Origin of the sequence: Rheinheimera marina, from assembly GCF_042654345.1 — a bacterium.
Lineage (GTDB): Bacteria > Pseudomonadota > Gammaproteobacteria > Enterobacterales > Alteromonadaceae > Pararheinheimera > Pararheinheimera marina.
Genome location: NZ_JBHSGB010000017.1, coordinates 52,181 through 72,184 on the forward strand (window position 1 = coordinate 52,181; position 20,004 = coordinate 72,184).

Consider the following 20,004-nt stretch of genomic DNA (forward strand, 5'->3'; position numbering starts at 1 on the left):
GGTTGATTTTTACGCAAAAGCTGGTAAGGGAATGAGCAGAGACCGAGGGCTCAGCAGTGACGAGTTAGGCTATTTCGCTGAGATCTTCAGCAGCGATGAAAAAATCGAAGTGTCAGGGCCGAGCCATATCAGCCACATGCTGTCTGTTACCTCCGAAGTGCCACAACTCATCAGCACCCTGCTCGGCAAAGCCAGCTTTACCTTATTAGCCGAAGTGGGCCCCTACAAGCTGTGGTTTCCACTGGAAATCTCCCTGAACGAAGCCGGTGAGCCCTTGCCCGTGCTTGGTATTCCGGAGGTCGAAGACCACTCTGGTCAGCAGCGCAGCTGGCGGCTGATGCACCCCAAAGATCTGCAACTCAATGACGCCAGTCTGGCCAATAATGTCAGCATCCAGTCAGTCTCCAGCACCGGGCTGGCACTGCACTGCGACAGTCAGGCAACCGCCAGTCTGTTAGCTGCGCAAAAACAGCTGCACCTGCGCTTACCAGATGGTCAAAAAATTCAGTTACAGATTGAAGCCGTGCGTCAGGACAGACAACTGCTGGCCACCCGTATCCATGCCACTAAAGCCAACAGGGAACGCCTGCGGCAGTATCTTTTTCAAAATCACCGGCAGTATTATCAAGAACTGTATCGGGATTCTGAGTCGTTCGGGCAATAAAAAAATGCCCGGCGTGTTAAGCCGGGCGAGGAACGTGGTCTTTGGATGGGCAAAGACTGAGTTGGCAACAGCACCAGAACCTTGCTGCTGCCCAGGGTCACAACATGTAACACGCGCAGAGACTACATCAGGCGTTGGCTGGGTCAAATCCGTTTGGAGAAGTAGTGCAGACCTCCCACCAACCAAGCAAATGATAACCGTTCGCATTACGTGAGTTATCATAACAGTTATTTTGCCCCGATCAACACCCAAATGAGAATTTATCGCATTTATTTATAAAGCTCTCAGCAACAAGTGCTGATAGCGGCCAAGTGAAGCATAAGGTTCCTGCCGGTTAAACATCAGTTCGACCTGCAATAACTGCTCGTACTCAGTTTCTTGCTCTGAGCGGTCTCTCAGGTAATCGTGAAAACAACGCACGCCGGTTTTTTGCACAATGTCAAAACCGGCCTGCTGGCACCACAGCTCTACCTGTTGAGGTTGCAGTGGGTTCTGCGGGCTTAACCTGACTTTCTTTTTGTAGGTTAAATCACGCAGCACATAGTTAAAGTTGCCATAAATAATATTGCTCAATCGTTTGGCGTCTTTGTTATAGAACATCAGTGACACCAGGCCGCCGGGCTCCACCAGCTGATGCAGTTGAGCAATGGCTTCGGCCGGATCTTCCAGCCATTCCAATACGGCATGGCATAACACCACTGGAAAGGCCGGCCAGCCCTGTGCCGTCAGTTGTTGCAGAGGCAGTTGGTGGCACTGGATCTGCAGCTGTTGCTGTGCTGCCCGCTCTTTAGCGAGCTCCAGCATCTCTGCCGACAGGTCCGTCAGTGTCAGCTGGTGGCCACGACTGGCCAGTTCCAGCGCCAGCTGGCCCTGCCCGGCTCCGACATCCAGGATCCGGCAGTTTGACGCCAGCTCAGGTCGTTCCAGTAAGTCACGCAGTAACACCGCCTGGCGTAATTTGCCTTTGCTGGTTTCATAGATATTTTTCGCAAACTTGACGGCGATGCCATCAAAGCTTTGATCATGGATTTTCTTTGTCACTACGACCTCAAGCCGGATTATCGATATCAATAAACTGACAACTGATGCCGGTTTGCGCGGCGATATAGTCGGCCAAAGCGGCGACACCATAACGTTCCGTCGCGTGATGGCCTGCGGCGATAAAATCGATGCCAAGTTCTCTTGAGCTGTGGATGGTCTGCTCAGACACTTCGCCGCTGATAAACAGATCAGCGCCAGCTTCATACGCGGCATCAATGTACGACTGGCCGCCACCAGTACACCAGGCCAGAGTGCGGACGGGCCTGTCTAGCACAGCATTGTGCAACACGCCGCGCCCCAGCTGCTGCTCCAGACGGTGGGCAATGGCGGCGGCCGGAACGGCGTCGGTCAGCGTCCCTTGCATTAACACACCAGCTGGGCTCACCGCCGCAACCGCAGACCACTGCGTCAGGCCAAGTTTCTGCGCCAGCTGAGCATTGTTGCCAAGCACCGGGTGCACATCCAGCGGTAAATGGTAGGCCAGCAGGTTGATGTCGTGGCGCAGCAGGGTTTGCAGCCGGCGTTTTTTCATGCCGGTGATTTGCGGAGTTTCGTTTTTCCAGAAGTAACCGTGATGCACCAACACGGCATCCGCGCTCAGCTCAACCGCTTTATCCAATAACGCCTGCGACGCGGTGACACCGGCGACAATCCGGCGGATTTCGGCTTTGCCTTCGACTTGTAAGCCGTTTGGGCAATAGTCGCGAATTAGATGACTCTGCAATTGTTGTTCAATTAACGCCAACAACTCAGTACGTCCAATACAACTCATGATGACTTCTCCTGTTGCAGCGCAGCAAGTTTGGTTTTGGCTTCTATCCACTGCGCCATATATTGGGTGCTGCGCTGATGATGCAAATTCAGCATAGCGCCGGTAAAGTTGTGCAGCCGGTGTGCCGGCAAATTCTCCAGCACCTGCATCAGGGCTTGCCAGAACCGCTCGGCCTGCTCAGGCCCAAAACGCTGCTGCGCGACCACCAACCCCAACTGTTGTTTCTGCCGCCACAGCTCCCGCTCCTGATACAAAGCAACCACAGCCTCAATCAGTTGTTGGTCCTGTTCAGCCACTGCACCTGGCCAGTCGTCGGACCCGGCAATCCCCTCAGCCCCCACTGGCGTGGTGATACTGGGGGTGCCTGTCAGCATGGCTTCCACCAGTTTGCCTTTTAACCCAGCACCAAACGGCAGTGGTGCCAGCAACAAGCGCGCATCGCGCAGCACCTGCGCTGAATCATCGGCCCAGCCTTTGATATGAAACCCCTGTTTAGGTGCATGTAACTGGCTGGCTTTTGGCGGCGGATAGGCACCATAGATATGCAGTTCCGCCTGCGGCAGGCGTTGTCGTAATTGCGGCCACAAACGTTTCAGCCATAGCACCGTCTGCCAATTGGGTTCATGACGAAAGTTGCCGATAAACACCAGGTGGCGACGAGAATCAAAGTCAGTCAATTCGGTTGGGAACTGTTCAAACCAAAACGGGCAATAATGCAACAAAGCGGCGGGCAGGCTAAATTGATGCTGCAGCAACTGCAGTTCGGTCTCGGAAATAATCAGGCTAAGGTCACAGCGGTAAATAGCCGCCACCTCCCGCTGCGCAGTTTCGCCCAGTAAATCGGTGGCGGAAACTGGCCGGCCAGCCTTAAATGCCTGATGCCGGGCCTGACGCAAAAAATGCAGATCTTCAGTATCGAGCAACCGCAACGCTTGCGGGCAGACTTTCGCCACCCGCCAGCCAAATTGTTCTTCCAGCATAAAACGGTCAAACATCACCACGGTCGGCTGCCAGTCAGCCAGTTGATGCTCCAGACCACTGTCATTCAGCTGCACCTGCTGCTCTTCAATGCCGAACGAAGGTAAATCGACACGGTGTGGACCTGGCTCTGCCGGACTGGCAAAAATAACCCGCCAGCCTTTTTGCCGGAACAGTTTCAGTAAGGCCAGCATACGCCAGCCCGCTGCCGATGAATTCGGCTCCGGCCAGACATAGCCAAGTACCAGCAGAGTTTGCATCTGTCACCACTGTAAAAAAGCGCACAGTTTACCTTGTCCGGCTCAAAAGCACGACTGCTGTCGCCGATGAAAAGCTCTGGCTGGCACAACCAGTCCGGTGTTAGGATCCACACAGACTTTTTAAGGACAGCACATGCAGCTCACCAGATACAGTAAAGTAGAAGAAATAAGCCACAGCATCAGTCATGGGTTGGGCTTTGCCGCCAGTGTCGCCGGTTTAGTGTTGATGCTGCTGGCCAGTCATGATGGCTGGCAATTGGCCAGCGCTTTGGTGTTTGGCCTGAGTCTGTGCCTGCTGTACGCCAGCTCCACCTGCTACCACGCCTGCCAGACAGACAGCTGGAAACTGACGCTGCGCAAACTCGACCACTGCGCCATCTTTATTCTGATCGCCGGTACTTACACCCCTTTTACGCTGATTAGTCTGCGTGAACACGGCGGCTGGTGGCTGTTTGGTGTGGTCTGGGCCATCGCCCTGCTTGGCGTGATCCTCAAACTCTTTACCACCGGCAAGCTACAAAAATTATCCGTGGCGATGTATCTGCTGATGGGCTGGCTGATATTGGTTAAACTCGACCCAATGCTGGCTCAGGTCAGCAATGCCGGCTTGTGGTGGTTGCTGGCCGGCGGCCTTTGTTACTCACTTGGTGTGCTGTTCTACGTCAGAAAATCCATGTATATGCACCACCTGATCTGGCATCTGTTTGTGCTGGCAGGCAGCCTCTGCCACTTTGTGGCGGTGTACCTCTACGTGCTCTAAGCCGCTTTATTCGGCAGATTCGGCCAGAGCCAGTTCAAACCAAAAGGTGCTGCCCTGGCCTGTCTGGCTGTAAAAACCAATCTGTCCGTGGTGGGCTTCAATAATGGTTTTACAAATAGTCAGGCCTAGGCCTGTGCCTTCAGCCTTGCGGCTGCTGGAACTGTCGGCCTGAGAGAATTTTTCAAACACCCTGCTGCGGAATTCATCGCTGATGCCACAGCCCTCATCCTGCACTTCCAAATGCGCTTTAGTGTCTTTGGCATACAACTCAATCCGGATACCTTGACCTGGCTCAGAAAACTTAATGGCGTTTGACAGTAAGTTGTCCAGTACCTGCGTCAGACGGTTTGGATCGGCGAACACGACGCACGACTGCAGTTTCATGTCGATGCGGATCTGGTATTCATTGGCATAGGGGGTTAATGCAGCCACCGCATCTTCAACCAAACTGGCTAAATCCAACTGCCGCTGATGTAATTGAAAATGACCAGATTCAAATTTCTGCACATCAAGTAAATCATTGATCAAATTAGACAGCCGCTCGGCGTTTCCTAACGCCGTCTGCAACAGTTGCTGATAATGTTCAGACGATGGCAATACCGCACCTGAGGCCACTAAGCCAACAGCACCGCGAATGGAGGTTAGCGGCGTCCGCAACTCATGGCTGACTGTCGAGATAAACTCGTCTTTCAACCGGTTGAGTCGAGTCAACTCATGATTATTTTCGGCCAGCTTCGCCAGGCTATGTTCCAACTGGCGTGACCTTAACGACAGGGTCACTGAACTGTCTTCCAGTTGTTTGGTCCGTTGTGTCACCATTGTTTCCAGTGCGAGTTGGGTATTGGCGCGCTCTTGCACCGATTGCTGCAGCAGCTTATTAATTTGACGGATATGCCGTAATCGGTAGGCATGCACGGCAATGATCAGCAGTACTACCAGCCCAACTGCCAGCGCAATGATCTCAACGCGTTGCCACCAATGCGGTAATACCCGAATATGCACAGCCCTCTCTTCAAGGGTAAACAGGCCATGTTGGTTCGAACCACGAAAGACAAAACGATACTCTCCTGCAGCTAACTGATGGTACAGCACCTTCGTCGGACCCTGACCGTATTGCCATTCGGCGTCCATCCCTTCGAGCCGATAAATGTATTGGTTCCGCGCCGGGTCATGGTAATCCAGACTGGTTAACCTCAGCTCAAGCCCCTGCCCCGGTTCAAGCACAAGGTCTGGCCAGGCTACCTGCATAATGCTGGGTTTCAGCTGCTTAGTGCCTATACGGATCTCACTGATACGGACTTGAGGTGCGTGTTGATTCAATTGCAGCTCAGCGGGTTTGACGACGGCGAGTCCGGTAGAGGTACCGAAGTACAGTTCGCCATCAGGTGACGCAGACAAAACTTTAAACAACATTTCATCATTGTTCAGTCCGTCTGACGGACCGAAAACCACCAATTGATTTTTGTTGATGTTCTTAAGCTTCAGTCCCTTCGATGTCATCAACCAGATATTTTGCAGCTCATCGGTGTAGGCACCGAGCAAGGGGACATCGGCGCTTCCGAACTGAGCGGAAAGGTCCGTCACCAGTTTGTTTTCTGTATCAACCAACAGCAATTGCTCTGAACTGCATAACAGAACCGTTTGACCCGGGCCTTTGGCGATGCACTGGATATCGGTGTATTGTTCACTGTCTGGCAGATTGAGGTACTGCTTCAGGCTCAGCAGCTGCCCGCTGCGGGTATCCAACACAAAAGTGCCAGAATAACGGGTGCCAATCCAAAGCTTCTGGTCAATCATCTCCATACTCTGAACCGCATCACCCAAGATCTGCTCAAGCTCTTTGTTCAGGAATTGTTTCGCCTGGCCATCCGCGGCAATTTGTACGACCCCTCCCTGCCACAAGCCCAACCAAAGGCTGCCATCCAGAGAGCTCTGCACATCCCTGACATTCAGTAAGATTGGAGGGATCTGCCCGGCCTGTGCCTGCCATGGATAGAGGCGGCCCTGTACTTCATCCACCTGCAACAACCCGGTATCCGTTCCAACCCAAAGTCGGCCCTGCTGATCACGCCGTATCGCATTGACACGGCTCTGTAATGGAAAAGCCTGAACCGCCTTGTGCTGGCGATTGATACGATACAAAGCATCTGAGGTTCCTAACCACAGGTCGGATTTTTCTGCCAGCACAGCGGTTGGCACTTTCTGAGCAACCTCCGCCAGTTCAGGCCCCCAGCGTCGCAAACTGCTGAACGCTGACTCAGTGTAACGACCGTAGAACAAGCCTTTTTCCCGACTACCAGCCCACAAGACTCCACTGCGGTCAATGAACAGACTGCGTACATTCACGCCTGGTAATAATACCTCGCCTTGTTCAAACGGCATCAAGCGGAAATCTTTTGTATCAAATCTGTAGATACCGTCAAAGGTGGCCAGCAGTAAGCGCTGGCTGTCAGGTTCATCCATCACGGCATTAATTAGCGGAAAATCATCAGGCAAACGCATTTGCACCGCATGCATAGTGCGGGAGTCCAGCGCGATCAGTCGGTTTCTGGCCACCACCCACAGCAGGTTGCCTTGCCGGTGCAAAGCGCGGATTTCTGTGGCTATTAATTCAGGGATCTGTACGGCAGCACTCAGCCCTGCCGAATCACTGTACCAATGCAGTCCCTGGCTGGTTGCTATCCATACCCGGCCATCCGGACTCTGGCTGAACGCCCAAACACGCTGGGAGACCAACGGAAGTTCTTGTTCCATACCACCGATGGAGTGCAGGCGGCCATCGGGATCCAGCCGCTGTAAGCCATCCCGGGAACCAATCCAGAGGCGTTTTTGTGAGTCCTTATAGAGGGATTGAATAAAGTTACTCTGCAGCGCCAGGGCTGAATCTGTTCCGGTTGAGTAATGCTGTATTGACCCGTTGCTGATGGTCAGCCGGTTTAACCCCATACCCCAGGTGCCAAGCCATAATTCGTCTTCGCTCAGCAGCATGGCGTCAATATCTGGCACAGTCCGAGGGCCAGAGGCAGAAGCCAGCCCAATATCAAAGGCTTCGAATCGGCCACCGTCATACCTTAATAAGCCAGTGTTGGTCGACCCAAACCAGATATACCCTGCGTCATCCTGCAGAATCTGGTAAATACTGGTATTGGGCAAACCATCATCCACAATCAATCGGGTCATTTCAGCCTTGAGGCTAAAGGTGACACTAAACACTATCAGGGGGAGCAGCCATAGGATCCGGAGCAGTTTATTCAATTCTGGCGCCATCCGAACTTGATTCCCTATCAGCAACAAAGAGTAGAAGTCGTAAAGAAACAATACCATAGCAACGCAGATTTCCCAGTCTTGAGGCATAAATTCTGACCATCTGCTTTCACTGAGCATTGCAATCCCCTAGAATCGGCCCCATAAAGCAAGCAAATCCATGAATTGCGGAGTAAAGCATGTCGGAAATTAAACACAGCCGTTTATTAATTTTAGGCTCAGGCCCTGCGGGCTACACAGCGGCCGTGTACGCAGCACGCGCCAATTTGCAACCCGTGTTACTGACAGGCATGCAGGCCGGTGGCCAGCTGACCACCACTACTGAAGTGGAAAACTGGCCGGGCGACCCACACGGTTTGACCGGCCCGGCACTGATGGACCGGATGAAAGCCCATGCCGAAACCTTTAATACGGAAATTCTGTTTGACCATATCCATACCGTAAACCTGCAGCAACGCCCTTTCCTGTTAACAGGCGATAATGGTCAATACAGCTGTGATGCGTTGGTCATAGCCACTGGTGCTTCGGCAAAATACCTGGGGCTTCCGTCTGAGCAGGCCTACAGTGGCCGCGGTGTATCCGCCTGCGCCACCTGTGATGGTTTCTTTTACCGCAATCAGAAAGTTGCCGTTATCGGTGGTGGCAACACAGCGGTGGAAGAAGCGCTGTACCTGTCCAATATCGCCGCAGAGGTTCACCTGGTGCACCGTCGTGACAGCTTTAAAGCCGAAAAAATTCTGATTGACCGCCTGATGGCCAAAGTGGAATCCGGCAACATTAAACTTCACCTGCACCGCGAGCTGGAAGAAGTGCTGGGCGATGATATGGGCGTGAATGGAATGCGGTTAAAATCAACCAACGGCCAGCCTTCAGAAGATGTTGCTGTTGCCGGAGTCTTTATTGCCATTGGCCACAAACCCAACACCGACATTTTTGCCGGTCAGCTCGAAATGAACAACGGCTACCTGAAAGTCCAAAGCGGTACCGAAGGCAATGCAACCCAGACCAGCATTAAGGGCGTTTTTGCTGCAGGCGACGTCGCCGACCATATCTACCGTCAGGCCATTACCTCTGCGGGCAGTGGTTGTATGGCGGCATTGGATGCCGAGCGTTATCTGGATGCATTAAGTAAATAAGGTAGTGGCGGACTCTATGGTGATTTATCTTCCCGAGTTGTCCGCCGATCCCAGTCAGTTCCCATCTCCAGACCGAGCCCTGTCCGAACCGGATGGCTTGCTCGCCATGGGCGGGGACTTGTCAGTCCCCCGTCTGCAACAGGCTTATCAACAAGGCATTTTCCCGTGGTTCAGCGAGGGCGATCCTTTGTTGTGGTGGAGCCCATCCATTCGTGCAACCTTTGAACCTGACACACTAAAAATCAACCGCAGCTTGCGAAAACAACTGAGCAAAAGCCAGTACCGGGTTTTACTTAATCAGCATTTTGCCGCCGTGGTCCAGGGCTGCAGTGAGCCACGCCCCAGCCAGGCTGGCACCTGGATTTTACCGCCGATGCAACAGGCGTACCTGGAGTTGCATCAGGCTGGTCTGGCCCATTCGGTGGAAGTCTGGCGGGATGACGAGCTGGTTGGTGGCTGCTATGGTGTACAGACAGGATTGCTGTTTTGTGGTGAGTCGATGTTTAACCGCGAAGCAAACGCTGCCAAAGTGGCTTTGTGCGCGCTGCAGTACCAATTGCAACGTTTTGGTGGTGGCTGGATAGACTGCCAGTTAATGAACCCTTTTCTACAGCAACTTGGTGCCACGACCATCAGCCGTGCTGACTACCTGCAACGGCTGTCTGACCTCGGCCAAGACTCACTTGCCCCTGGCTGCTGGGCCGCCACAGAATTACCGGAGTCGTGGTGGTATGAGTGACCTGAAACTGGGTGTCAGTTACCCGCAGCAATGCCATTACCTGCTCGATCAGCAAGAACGCTTGCTGTTCACCCTGCCCGACCAACCCATAAGCATGGCGCTTTACCAGCAACTGATCAGTTACAACTTCCGCCGCAGCGGTGACCAGCTGTACACCACCTACTGCGATCAGTGCCGGGCTTGCCAGTCGGTTCGGCTGGATATGCAGGAATTCAGTTTCAGCCGGTCCCAACGTCGTTTGTGGCAACGCGCAAAAGCCGCAGGCTGGTCGTACCGCCTGAGTCAGGCACCAGATGAACAGCGTTATTACCCACTTTACCAGCGCTACATCGAATCCAAACATCGCGACGGCAGCATGTGGCCGCCCAATCAGGAACAGATGCGATACCTCTGGCAAAGCGCGTGGCAACAGGTTGTCTTTCTTGAACAATACCTGCAGCAGGAGCTGGTGGGTGTCACAGTGGTGGATCAGCTCTTTGGCATTTGTTCTGCCGTCTACAGCTTTTATCAGTGGCCCCATAAACTAAGCCTGGGCCAACTGGCGGTACTTGCATTGGCTGACCACTGCCAAAAGGAGGCCATCCAGTACATCTATCTAGGTTACTATGTCGCTGACTGCACCAAAATGAATTACAAGGACAAGTTCCGCCCCCAACAACGTTTTATTGAAGGAAAATGGCAACACTTCGGTTAAATCTGCCTCTGTTGCTTTACTTATGCGGTGGTTTTCGGCAAAATCTGCGGCAGTTTTTTGACCTGACGAATTTTTATAAGAGGCTGGCACGCTTAGATGGCGAAAGAAGACGTAATTGAAATGCAAGGGACCATTCTGGATACCCTGCCAAACACTATGTTCAAAGTAGAGCTGGAAAACGGTCACGTGGTGATCGCACACATTTCTGGCAAAATGCGCAAGAACTACATTCGTATTCTGACCGGTGATAAAGTCACTGTGGAACTGACCCCGTACGATCTGACCAAAGGCCGTATCGTTTTCCGTCAGCGCTAACAGCGTATAACGAAAAAAACCGGCTGAAGGCCGGTTTTTTTCGTGTCATTTCCTGCGGATCAGGCTTTCGCCTCCAGCAAATGGCTTTCAACCAGGTAGTCAAACTCCAGATTGTCGCCTTTCAGGTCAACCCGGACATCCCCTCCCTGCGATAAGCGGCCGAACAGGATCTCATTCGCCAATGGCTTCTTCAGCTGCTCCTGGATCACTCTGGCCATAGGCCGGGCGCCCATGGCTTGGTCATAGCCTTTATCGGCCAGCCATTGCCGCGCAGCGCCACTGAGCTCCAGCGACACCTGTTTTTTATCCAGTTGCACCTGCAATTCGCAGATAAATTTATCGACAATTTGCAGAATGATGTCTTTGGATAAATGCTGGAACCAGATAATGCCGTCCAGCCGGTTACGGAATTCCGGGCTGAAAGTCCTGTTAATTTCCGCCAACGCATCATGGCTATGGTCTTGCTGTTTAAAGCCAATGGTTTTACGCACCGTTTCCTGCACACCTGCATTGGTGGTCATCACCAGCACAACATTGCGGAAATCCACTTTACGGCCGCTGTTGTCGGTTAAAGTGCCATGATCCATCACCTGCAGCAAAATGTTGTAAATATCGCTGTGAGCTTTTTCAATTTCATCCAGCAGCACCACTGAATACGGATGTTTGGAGACTGCATCGGTCAGCAAGCCGCCTTGATCAAAGCCAACATAACCAGGAGGCGCACCAATCAAACGGCTAACGGCATGACGTTCCATATACTCGGACATATCAAAGCGCAGCAGCTCGACGCCCATAATTTTAGCGAGCTGTTTGGTGACTTCAGTTTTGCCAACACCAGTAGGCCCGGCAAACAGGAAATTCCCAATAGGTTTTTCTTCACTGCCAAGGCCAGAACGCGACAAACGAATAGCAGCAGTCAGCACATCAATAGGCGCATCCTGTCCAAACACCACCAGTTTCAGATTGCGATCCAAATTCGCCAGCACATCCCGATCAGACGCCGACACCGACTTCTCAGGGATACGCGCCATTTTGGCAATAATGTGCTCAATTTCCGGCACATTGATCACTTTCTTGCGTTTGGATTCTGGCAATAAACGCTGACTGGCACCGGCTTCATCAATCACATCAATGGCTTTATCCGGCAGATGCCGCTCGTTAATGTACTTGGCCGACAGCTCAGCCGCAGCGCGCAAGGCTTTTTGGGTGTAACGCACATTGTGGTGCGCCTCATAACGTTCTTTTAAGCCCAGCAAAATTTTGGTGGTGTCTTCAACACTGGGTTCAGCCACATCAATTTTCTGAAAACGCCGCACCAGCGCGGTGTCTTTTTCAAAGATGTTCTTAAATTCCTGATAAGTAGTGGAACCTATACAACGTAAACGACCACTGGAGAGCAAGGGCTTGATAAGATTGGACGCGTCCATCACCCCGCCGGAAGCTGCGCCTGCCCCAATCACGGTATGAATTTCATCAATAAACAGCACCGCATCTTTTTCCCGCTCAATTTCTTTCAGCAAGGATTTCAGTCGTTTTTCAAAGTCACCCCGGTATTTGGTGCCAGCCAGTAACGCGCCCATATCCAGCGAATAAATGGTCGCATTGGCAATGACGTCCGGCACTTGCTGATTCACAATACGGTAGGCCAGGCCTTCGGCAATAGCCGTTTTACCAACACCGGCTTCGCCCACCAGCAAGGGGTTATTCTTTTTACGGCGACACAGCACCTGAATTGCCCGCTCCAGCTCCATGTCACGGCCAACCAGCGGGTCAATCTGGCCATTTTTCGCCTGAATATTCAGATTCGCAGTAAAATTTTCCAGGTAACTGCGTTCATCCATTGTGGAATCGCCACCGTCTTCCTGCTGTTCATCCTGCTGCTCAATTTTTTCGGTTTTGATCACACCATGGGAAATGTAATTGACGATATCCAGCCGGCTGATATCGGTCTTTTTCAGCAGATAGACAGCTTGCGATTCTTGTTCGCTGAAAATGGCCACCAATACGTTGGCGCCTGTGACTTCTGACTTACCGGACGACTGCACATGGAACACGGCACGTTGCAGTACGCGTTGAAAACCCAAGGTCGGCTGCGTATCCCGGTCCAGATCACCTTCGGGTAACACCGGGGTTGTGGAGTCAATAAAATGGGCTAAATCCTGACGCAAGCGGTCTATATTGGCACCGCAGGAACGCAAGGCTTCACCAGCCGCCGGATTATCCAGTAAGGCTAATAACAGATGCTCTACCGTCATAAACTCATGACGACGCTCACGGGCAAACCGAAACGCCAGATTTAACGTTAACTCAAGATCTTTATTTAACATACATCACCCCCAAATCCACCTGAGTTATGACTGCCTTCAGCCGTCAGGCCCGCTCCATTGTGCACAACAATGGATGCTCATGCTCTTTCGCGTAATCTGACACTTGTTGCACTTTGGTTTCTGCAACCTCCGCAGTAAATAAACCACACACCGCCAAGCCTTCATAATGCACTTTCAGCATTATTTCGCTGGCTTTTTCATACTGCATATTAAAAAAGCGTGTCAGTACGTCGATGACAAAATCCATCGGTGTGTAGTCATCATTGTGCAGTATGACTTTGTACATCGAGGGTGGTTGCAGCTGCTGCCGCGTTTTTTCCACCACTCCGTAGTCTGTAACGTTGTTTTCTTTTGAACCACTCATAAAACTATAGCTATGCCTGTATCAAGCTTCCAAGGGAAGATGCAGAAATACTGCATGGTTGTTAATGGCGACAAATGTCTGCTTTCTCAAGCATAAACACCGTCAAAAGTGACGCAAGCCTTTCTTTGGCTTTTGGTAAAAAACTTGACTAGATGAACAAATTATCTACAGTATTTGATGGAGTCCAGCGCGGCTCCTTAGGACGCACCGCCAAGAATACAGAATTGAGCTAACTTAGAGAAGGAAGTAGTATGGCTACCGGTAAAGTGAAGTGGTTTAATAATGCCAAAGGATTTGGGTTTATTCGTGAAGATGGCCGTGATGAGGACATCTTTGCTCATTATTCGACCATAAACATGGATGGCTACCGTACGCTGAAAGCTGGTCAGGATGTTGTTTTTGATCTGTCGGAAGGACCTAAAGGTCTGCATGCAGTCAATATTGTACTGCCCGAACAAAAATCCTGATGCGCCAGCCCAAGGCCATGCAGCCAAACTAAAAAGCCGGGTCTAGCCCGGCTTTTTACTGTCTATCCGTCTGCCTTACAGCGCAGCCAGTGCCTGGTTAAAGGTCTGGCTTGGACGCATTGCAGCTGCAGCTTTCACATCATCCGGTTTGTAGTAACCGCCGATATCCACTGCTTTGCCCTGCACTGTATTCAGTTCAGTCACAATAGTGGCTTCGTTGTCAGTTAATGCTGCGGCCAGTGGCGCAAACTTGGCAGCCAGTGCGCTGTCCTTGCTTTGTGCAGCCAGCGCCTGAGCCCAGTACTGCGCCAGGAAGAAATGGCTGCCACGGTTATCCAGCTGACCCAGTTTACGGGTTGGCGATTTGTCGTTGTCAAGGAACTTGGCTGTTGCCTGATCCAGCGTATCCGCCAGCACCTGAGCCTTCGGATTGCCCGCGACCTGGCTTAAATGCTCCAGAGAAGCGGCCAGCGCCAGGAACTCACCTAATGAATCCCAACGCAGGTGGTTTTCTTCCACAAACTGCTCAACATGCTTAGGCGCAGAACCGCCAGCACCCGTTTCAAACAAGCCACCGCCATTCATCAGCGGTACGATAGACAACATCTTGGCGCTGGTGCCCAGCTCCAGGATTGGGAATAAGTCAGTCAGATAGTCACGCAGTACGTTACCAGTGACAGAAATAGTGTCCAGACCGGCTTTCATCCGCACCAGGCTGTGACGGGTTGCCTCTTCCGGTGACAGAATTTGAATATCCAGACCTGCAGTATCGTGCTGCTGTAAATACTGCTCGACTTTGGCAATCAGCTGCGCATCGTGAGCTCGGTTTTTATCCAGCCAGAACACCGCCGGTGTGCCACTCAGACGTGAACGGTTGACGGCCAATTTCACCCAGTCCTGGATTGGTGCGTCTTTCACCTGGCACATACGCCAGATATCGCCCTGCTCCACTTTATGTTCCAGTAGCACTGTGCCTTTTTGATCCATCACACGGACGGTACCGTTTGCTGGGATCAGGAAGGTTTTGTCGTGTGAACCGTATTCTTCGGCTTTTTGCGCCATCAAACCGACGTTGGGTACTGAGCCCATGGTGCGTGGGTCGAATGCGCCATGTTCTTTACAGAAACTGATAGTTTCCTGGTAGACACCAGCGTAGCAGCGGTCTGGGATCACAAACTTGGTGTCCTGCAGTTTACCTGCAGTATTCCACATCTGACCTGAAGTACGGATAGCCGCCGGCATCGAGGCGTCGATGATCACATCGCTTGGTACGTGCAGGTTGGTGATACCTTTGTCGCTGTTGACCATCGCCAGTGCTGGCGCTGTGGCATACACGGCCTGAATATCAGCTTCAATTTCCGCTTTTTTGTCCGCAGGTAAGGCCGCAATTTTGCTGTAGACATCACCCAGACCGTTGTTAGCGTCGATCCCTAACTCTGCGAATGTAGCCGCATGCTTGGCGAAGACCTCAGCAAAGAAGGTGGTCACCACATGACCAAACAAAATGGGGTCTGACACTTTCATCATGGTGGCTTTTAAGTGCACAGAGAACAGCACGCCTTTGGCCTTGGCATCCGCAACCTGCTCAGCTAAAAAGGCTCGCAGTGCGTTTTTGCTCATGGTCGAAGCATCGATAATTTCACCCGCTTGCAGGCTGACTTTATCTTTCAATACTTTGACGTCACCGGCAATGGTAGTCAATTCGATGCGCGCGGCACCGGCTTCTGCCACTGTGACGGATTTCTCGCTACCATAAAAATCACCATGACTCATATGGGATACATGAGATTTTGACTCTTTGCTCCAGGCGCCCATCGAATGTGGGTTTTTACGGGCATAGGCTTTCACTGACGCGGGTGCGCGACGGTCAGAGTTACCTTCACGCAGCACCGGGTTTACCGCACTGCCTTTCACGCGGTCGTAGCGGGCACGGGCGTCTTTTTCTGCGTCAGTTTTGGCTTCTTCCGGGTAATCCGGTAAATCATAGCCTTTGGCTTGTAATTCTTTAATCGCGGCTTTTAATTGCGGAATGGACGCACTGATGTTGGGCAGCTTGATGATATTGGCTTCAGGCTGGGTCGCCAACACGCCTAATTCAGTTAAGGCGTCATTCTGACGCTGCGCATCGGTTAAACGCTCAGGGAACTGAGCCAGCAGGCGGCCAGCCAGAGAAATATCCTGAGTCTCGATGGCAATATCTGCCGCTTTGGCAAAAGCCTGAACAATTGGCAACAGGGAATAAGTCGCTAGCGCCGGTGCTTCGTCCGTAATGGTGTAAATGATTTTTGAAGTGGTCATAGTGCTTCCTGGTGTTACAGCGATATTTTTGTAGCAAGAACCCTGAGATCTGTGCTGTTTTAAACGCGATTAAAGACTTGCGGTGACCGAGTATAACAGCGCAATCTGACAGCGCCTAGTCGTGCCTGCCGAGCTTCGACTGAAGTCGAAGCTGCTTATCTGACTAGGTAAGTCCAGCACAGAAAAAAACCAAGTGCTGACCGGCATTTTTTTCAGTTTGGAAACTTAATGGACAGATCCTCTTTGCATTTAACAGTGGCTGCGGTGCTGTATTACCACGGCAAATTTTTACTGGTGGAAGAGCGTGACAAAAACACCGGTCAGCGGGTGCTGAACCAACCAGCCGGCCATGTCGAACCCGGAGAATCGGTCATTGCAGCGGTTGAGCGCGAGCTGTATGAAGAAACCGGTCTTGCGCTTTCTCCTTGCGCCTGGCTGGGGATCTCTCAACTAAACGCCAGCAATGGTCACTTTTATGTGCGGCTGAATTTTGTCTTTATGCCAACGAAACTGCCAACGCACTTTCAGCCACAAGACAACGACATTCTGGCGCTGCACTGGCTAAGCCCAGAGCAGCTAAAGGCCCCTGCACTGCCGCTTCGCAGCCCTTTGGTGCTGCACGCCACTGAGCAATTTTTTCAGCAAAGCTGGTTGCCTTTATCGGCAATTCAGCTGCCGCTGGCGGCATTATAGGGCTGTGGTCTGACAGAGTTTGATGTTATAATCCGCGCCCGTTTTATCCCGGTACAGAAAAGAGAGTCATGTCGGAAAACAGCAGTAAAAAAGTCATTGTCGGTATGTCAGGTGGCGTTGATTCGTCCGTGTCAGCTTATTTGTTGTTGCAACAGGGCTATCAGGTCGAAGGCCTGTTTATGAAAAACTGGGAAGAAGACGACGACACTGAATACTGCTCAGCAGCCGAAGACTTAAAAGACGCCCAAGCTGTCTGTGACAAACTCGGCATCAAATTGCATAAAGTCAATTTTGCCGCTGAATACTGGGACAATGTATTCGAGTATTTCCTGGCTGAATACAAAGCCGGCCGCACACCAAACCCCGATATTATGTGCAACAAGGAAATCAAATTTAAGGCATTTCTCGAGTTCGCCGCCGAAGCGCTGGGCGCCGACTATATCGCAACAGGGCACTATGTGCAGCGTCGCGAACAGGATGGTCACTGGCAGTTATTGCGTGGGCTAGACACTAACAAAGATCAGAGTTATTTCCTGTACACCATCGGCGAAGAACATGTGGCGCAAACCCTGTTTCCGGTCGGTCATCTGGAAAAACCTGCGGTACGCGCTATTGCTGAACAACAGGGCCTGATCACTCACGACAAAAAAGACAGCACTGGTATCTGCTTTATCGGTGAGCGCAAGTTCAAAGATTTCCTGCAGCGTTACCTGCCAGCGCAGCCGGGCGAGATTTACACTGTGGATGGCCAAAAGATTGGCCAACACGAAGGCCTGATGTACCACACCCTGGGTCAACGTAAAGGCCTGTTGATTGGTGGGCAGAAAGACGGCGGCGACGAACCGTGGTACGTAGTTGGCAAAGACTTAATCAATAACCGCTTGATTGTGGCTCAGGGCCACGACCACCCGGCACTGCAGTCCAAAGGTTTAGTGGCGAATCAGCTGCACTGGGTTGACCGGACAGGCCCGGCAGCGCCGCTACGCTGCACGGTAAAAACCCGCTACCGTCAAACCGATATTCCTTGCAGCCTGACGCCAATGCCAGACGGTACTGTGGTGGTGGTGTTTGATGAACCGCAAAAAGCGGTCACACCAGGGCAATCCGCCGTATTTTACGCCGACGAGGTTTGTCTTGGCGGCGGCATTATTCATTCAGCAATCCAATAACCTATGCAGCACAGTATTCAAAATCAAACATTGGCATTGGCCGGCATTTGTCAGGCACTGCGCCTGTTACAAAAAGTCACCCGCACTTCTGAGCTTTCCAGCACAGATTTACATCACAGTCTGAACACTGTGGCCAACCTGAATCCGCAGGACCCGCTGGATGTGTATGGCGGCAGTTATGCGCATCTGAAAGACGGCTACCAGGCCTTGGTGTCGCAGCTGGGTGACAACAGCAAAAAAGATGTGGAGCTGACCCGCTATGTGGTGTCGGTGATCGCATTGGAACGCAAGTTAAACAAAACACCGGCCAACCTGGAACAACTGGGTAAAAAGCTCAGCCGGCTGGAGCAACAGCTGCAGCATTTCTCTATTACCGATGAGTCGGTGATTGGTTCGCTGGCGGACACTTACGTGGAATGCATCAGCTCGCTGGGCACCCGTATTCAGGTGGCAGGCCAGCCTGAGCTGTTAAAGCAAAACCTGGTGCAGCACAAAGTGCGCGCTTTATTGCTGGCGGCTATCCGTTCGGCGGTGTTATGGCGTCAGGCAGGCGGCAGCCGGTTACATTTTATTTTTAAACGCAAAGCCATTTTGGCCGAAGCCAAAGCAGTCTTACAACAACTTTCGACGATGCACTGATAGGAGCCCCCATGGAATTAACTGCACTGACCGCCATCTCCCCGGTTGATGGCCGCTACGGCGCCAAAGCGGCTGAATTACGCGAGTATTTCTCTGAATTCGGTCTGATTAAATTCCGCGTGCTGGTGGAAGTGCGTTGGCTGCAAAAGCTGGCAGCAACGGCAGGTATTGCTGAAGTGCCGGCGTTGTCAGAAAGTGCCAATGCAGTGCTGAACCAGATTGTCGACAATTTTTCGCTGGCGGATGCTCAACGTGTCAAAGACATTGAGCGCACCACCAACCACGACGTCAAAGCCGTCGAATACCTGCTGAAAGAAAAAGTGGCAGACCACCCGGAACTGGCCGCAGTCAGCGAGTTTATCCACTTCGCCTGTACCTCAGAAGACATCAACAATCTGTCACACGGCCTGATGCTGACTGAAGCCCGCGATAAAGTTTTACTGCCACTTTGCGATCAGTTACTGAAAGAAATTAAACAGTTAGCTCAGCAGTACAAAGCCATTCCTATGATGGCCCGTACCCACGGCCAGCCAGCATCGCCGACCACTTTGGGTAAAGAAATGGCCAACGTTTATATGCGTTTGAAGCGTCAACGCGACCAAATCGCAGCCGTCGAAGTGCTGGGTAAAATCAATGGCGCTGTTGGTAACTACAACGCGCACTTGTCCGCTTACCCACAACTGGACTGGCACCAACTTTCCGAGCAGTTTGTCACCAGCCTGGGTTTAAGCTGGAACCCGTTCACTACCCAGATTGAACCGCATGATTACATCGCCGAGCTGTTTGACGCCATCGCTCGTTTCAACACCATTTTGCTGGACTTCGACCGTGACGTTTGGGGTTATATTGCGCTGGGTCACTTTAAGCAGCGCACCATTGCCGGTGAAATCGGCTCGTCCACCATGCCACACAAAGTCAACCCCATTGATTTTGAAAACTCAGAAGGCAACCTGGGTCTGGCCAACGCCATTTTCCAGCATCTGGCCGCCAAACTGCCGGTGTCACGCTGGCAGCGTGACCTGACCGATTCGACTGTACTTCGCAACCTGGGTGTAGGTTTTGCTTATACCGTGATTGCCTACCATGCCAGCTTAAAAGGCATCAGCAAACTGGAAGTCAACGAAGCCAACCTGCTGTCAGAGCTGGATGGCAACTGGGAATTACTGGCCGAACCTATCCAGACCGTGATGCGTAAATACGGCATTGAAAAACCATACGAAAAATTAAAAGAGCTGACACGTGGCAAGCGGGTGTCGCCTGCCGATCTGGCGGTCTTTATCGACAAGCTGGAAATGCCAGACGCGGTGAAAGCCGAACTGAAACAACTTCGACCAGACAACTATATTGGCGCCGCCATTGCACTGGTCGACAGCCTGAACTAAAAGGCACAGCAGCTAACTACCACAGGGCGATTCAATCGCCCT

At 52.0% G+C, this 20,004-nt stretch carries 18 protein-coding genes; 11 read left to right on the top strand and 7 right to left on the bottom strand.

Translation table 11 applies throughout. The features are described from left to right. The first annotated feature begins 31 nt into the window (after positions 1 to 31). Positions 32 to 664, top strand: a complete 633-nt coding sequence (locus ACFO3I_RS16535; RefSeq protein WP_377335868.1) for a PilZ domain-containing protein — start codon at positions 32 to 34, stop codon at positions 662 to 664. Positions 665 to 937: 273 nt separating this feature from the next. Here ACFO3I_RS16535 and ACFO3I_RS16540 read toward each other — a convergent pair whose 3' ends face one another. The 3 genes from ACFO3I_RS16540 to ACFO3I_RS16550 are packed head-to-tail and all read right to left on the bottom strand — an operon-like array spanning position 938 to position 3,715. Further along, the gene (locus ACFO3I_RS16540; protein WP_377335870.1) at positions 938 to 1,705 is read right to left on the bottom strand and encodes a methyltransferase domain-containing protein; all 768 of its coding nucleotides are present in this window, start codon (positions 1,703 to 1,705) and stop codon (positions 938 to 940) included. A 7-nt stretch (positions 1,706 to 1,712) separates the two neighbouring features. Continuing rightward, entirely contained in the window at positions 1,713 to 2,477 is a 765-nt protein-coding gene (locus ACFO3I_RS16545; RefSeq protein ID WP_377335872.1) for a Nif3-like dinuclear metal center hexameric protein, read from the bottom strand. Next, positions 2,474 to 3,715 (bottom strand): glycosyltransferase, encoded by a 1,242-nt coding sequence (locus ACFO3I_RS16550; protein ID WP_377335874.1) that lies wholly within the window; start codon positions 3,713 to 3,715, stop codon positions 2,474 to 2,476. The genes ACFO3I_RS16545 and ACFO3I_RS16550 overlap by 4 nt, the downstream gene beginning before the upstream one ends. A 133-nt stretch (positions 3,716 to 3,848) precedes the next feature. Between ACFO3I_RS16550 and trhA the strand changes: the two genes are divergently transcribed. Then, positions 3,849 to 4,475 carry a PAQR family membrane homeostasis protein TrhA gene (gene trhA, locus ACFO3I_RS16555; protein WP_377335876.1) on the top strand — a complete coding sequence of 209 codons (627 nt, stop codon included), beginning with the start codon at positions 3,849 to 3,851 and terminating at the stop codon, positions 4,473 to 4,475. A gap of 6 nt (positions 4,476 to 4,481) precedes the next feature. Here the strand turns inward: trhA and ACFO3I_RS16560 are convergent, their stop codons facing one another. After that, positions 4,482 to 7,730 (bottom strand): ATP-binding protein, encoded by a 3,249-nt coding sequence (locus ACFO3I_RS16560; RefSeq protein WP_377335878.1) that lies wholly within the window; start codon positions 7,728 to 7,730, stop codon positions 4,482 to 4,484. Positions 7,731 to 7,918: 188 nt separating this feature from the next. Between ACFO3I_RS16560 and trxB the strand changes: the two genes are divergently transcribed. From trxB to infA, 4 genes are all read left to right on the top strand, one after another. Then, positions 7,919 to 8,875, top strand: coding sequence for a thioredoxin-disulfide reductase (gene trxB / locus ACFO3I_RS16565; protein WP_377335880.1), 957 nt, complete (start codon positions 7,919 to 7,921; stop codon positions 8,873 to 8,875). A 16-nt stretch (positions 8,876 to 8,891) separates the two neighbouring features. Continuing rightward, the gene (gene aat / locus ACFO3I_RS16570; RefSeq protein ID WP_377335882.1) at positions 8,892 to 9,614 is read left to right on the top strand and encodes a leucyl/phenylalanyl-tRNA--protein transferase; all 723 of its coding nucleotides are present in this window, start codon (positions 8,892 to 8,894) and stop codon (positions 9,612 to 9,614) included. Then, a complete protein-coding gene (locus ACFO3I_RS16575; protein WP_377335884.1) occupies positions 9,607 to 10,308 on the top strand; it encodes an aspartate/glutamate leucyltransferase in 702 nt (233 codons plus the stop codon). Before aat ends, ACFO3I_RS16575 begins: the two co-directional genes overlap by 8 nt. A 96-nt stretch (positions 10,309 to 10,404) precedes the next feature. Continuing rightward, positions 10,405 to 10,623, top strand: coding sequence for a translation initiation factor IF-1 (infA, locus tag ACFO3I_RS16580; protein ID WP_008610216.1), 219 nt, complete (start codon positions 10,405 to 10,407; stop codon positions 10,621 to 10,623). A 59-nt stretch (positions 10,624 to 10,682) separates the two neighbouring features. On the opposite strand, the gene clpA is transcribed toward infA, so the two are convergent. Together clpA and clpS are read right to left on the bottom strand one after the other, a co-directional pair. Next, positions 10,683 to 12,950, bottom strand: coding sequence for an ATP-dependent Clp protease ATP-binding subunit ClpA (gene clpA / locus ACFO3I_RS16585; RefSeq protein ID WP_377335887.1), 2,268 nt, complete (start codon positions 12,948 to 12,950; stop codon positions 10,683 to 10,685). 43 nt (positions 12,951 to 12,993) lie between these two features. Then, positions 12,994 to 13,314, bottom strand: a complete 321-nt coding sequence (gene clpS / locus ACFO3I_RS16590; protein ID WP_377335889.1) for an ATP-dependent Clp protease adapter ClpS — start codon at positions 13,312 to 13,314, stop codon at positions 12,994 to 12,996. 251 nt (positions 13,315 to 13,565) lie between these two features. On the opposite strand from clpS, the gene cspD reads away from it, so the two are divergent. Beyond that, a complete protein-coding gene (gene cspD, locus ACFO3I_RS16595) occupies positions 13,566 to 13,781 on the top strand; it encodes a cold shock domain-containing protein CspD (protein ID WP_337840253.1) in 216 nt (71 codons plus the stop codon). 75 nt (positions 13,782 to 13,856) lie between these two features. Here cspD and ACFO3I_RS16600 read toward each other — a convergent pair whose 3' ends face one another. Further along, on the bottom strand, positions 13,857 to 16,079 hold the full coding sequence (locus tag ACFO3I_RS16600; RefSeq protein WP_377335892.1) for an NADP-dependent isocitrate dehydrogenase: 2,223 nt from the start codon (positions 16,077 to 16,079) through the stop codon (positions 13,857 to 13,859). Positions 16,080 to 16,307: 228 nt separating this feature from the next. Between ACFO3I_RS16600 and ACFO3I_RS16605 the strand changes: the two genes are divergently transcribed. From ACFO3I_RS16605 to purB, 4 genes are all read left to right on the top strand, one after another. Beyond that, entirely contained in the window at positions 16,308 to 16,772 is a 465-nt protein-coding gene (locus tag ACFO3I_RS16605) for an NUDIX domain-containing protein (protein WP_377335894.1), read from the top strand. 68 nt (positions 16,773 to 16,840) lie between these two features. Further along, positions 16,841 to 17,941 (top strand): tRNA 2-thiouridine(34) synthase MnmA, encoded by a 1,101-nt coding sequence (mnmA, locus tag ACFO3I_RS16610; RefSeq protein ID WP_377335896.1) that lies wholly within the window; start codon positions 16,841 to 16,843, stop codon positions 17,939 to 17,941. A gap of 3 nt (positions 17,942 to 17,944) precedes the next feature. After that, positions 17,945 to 18,580, top strand: a complete 636-nt coding sequence (gene hflD / locus ACFO3I_RS16615; protein WP_377335898.1) for a high frequency lysogenization protein HflD — start codon at positions 17,945 to 17,947, stop codon at positions 18,578 to 18,580. Positions 18,581 to 18,591: 11 nt separating this feature from the next. Then, entirely contained in the window at positions 18,592 to 19,962 is a 1,371-nt protein-coding gene (gene purB / locus ACFO3I_RS16620) for an adenylosuccinate lyase (protein ID WP_377335900.1), read from the top strand. Positions 19,963 to 20,004 lie beyond the last annotated feature (42 nt).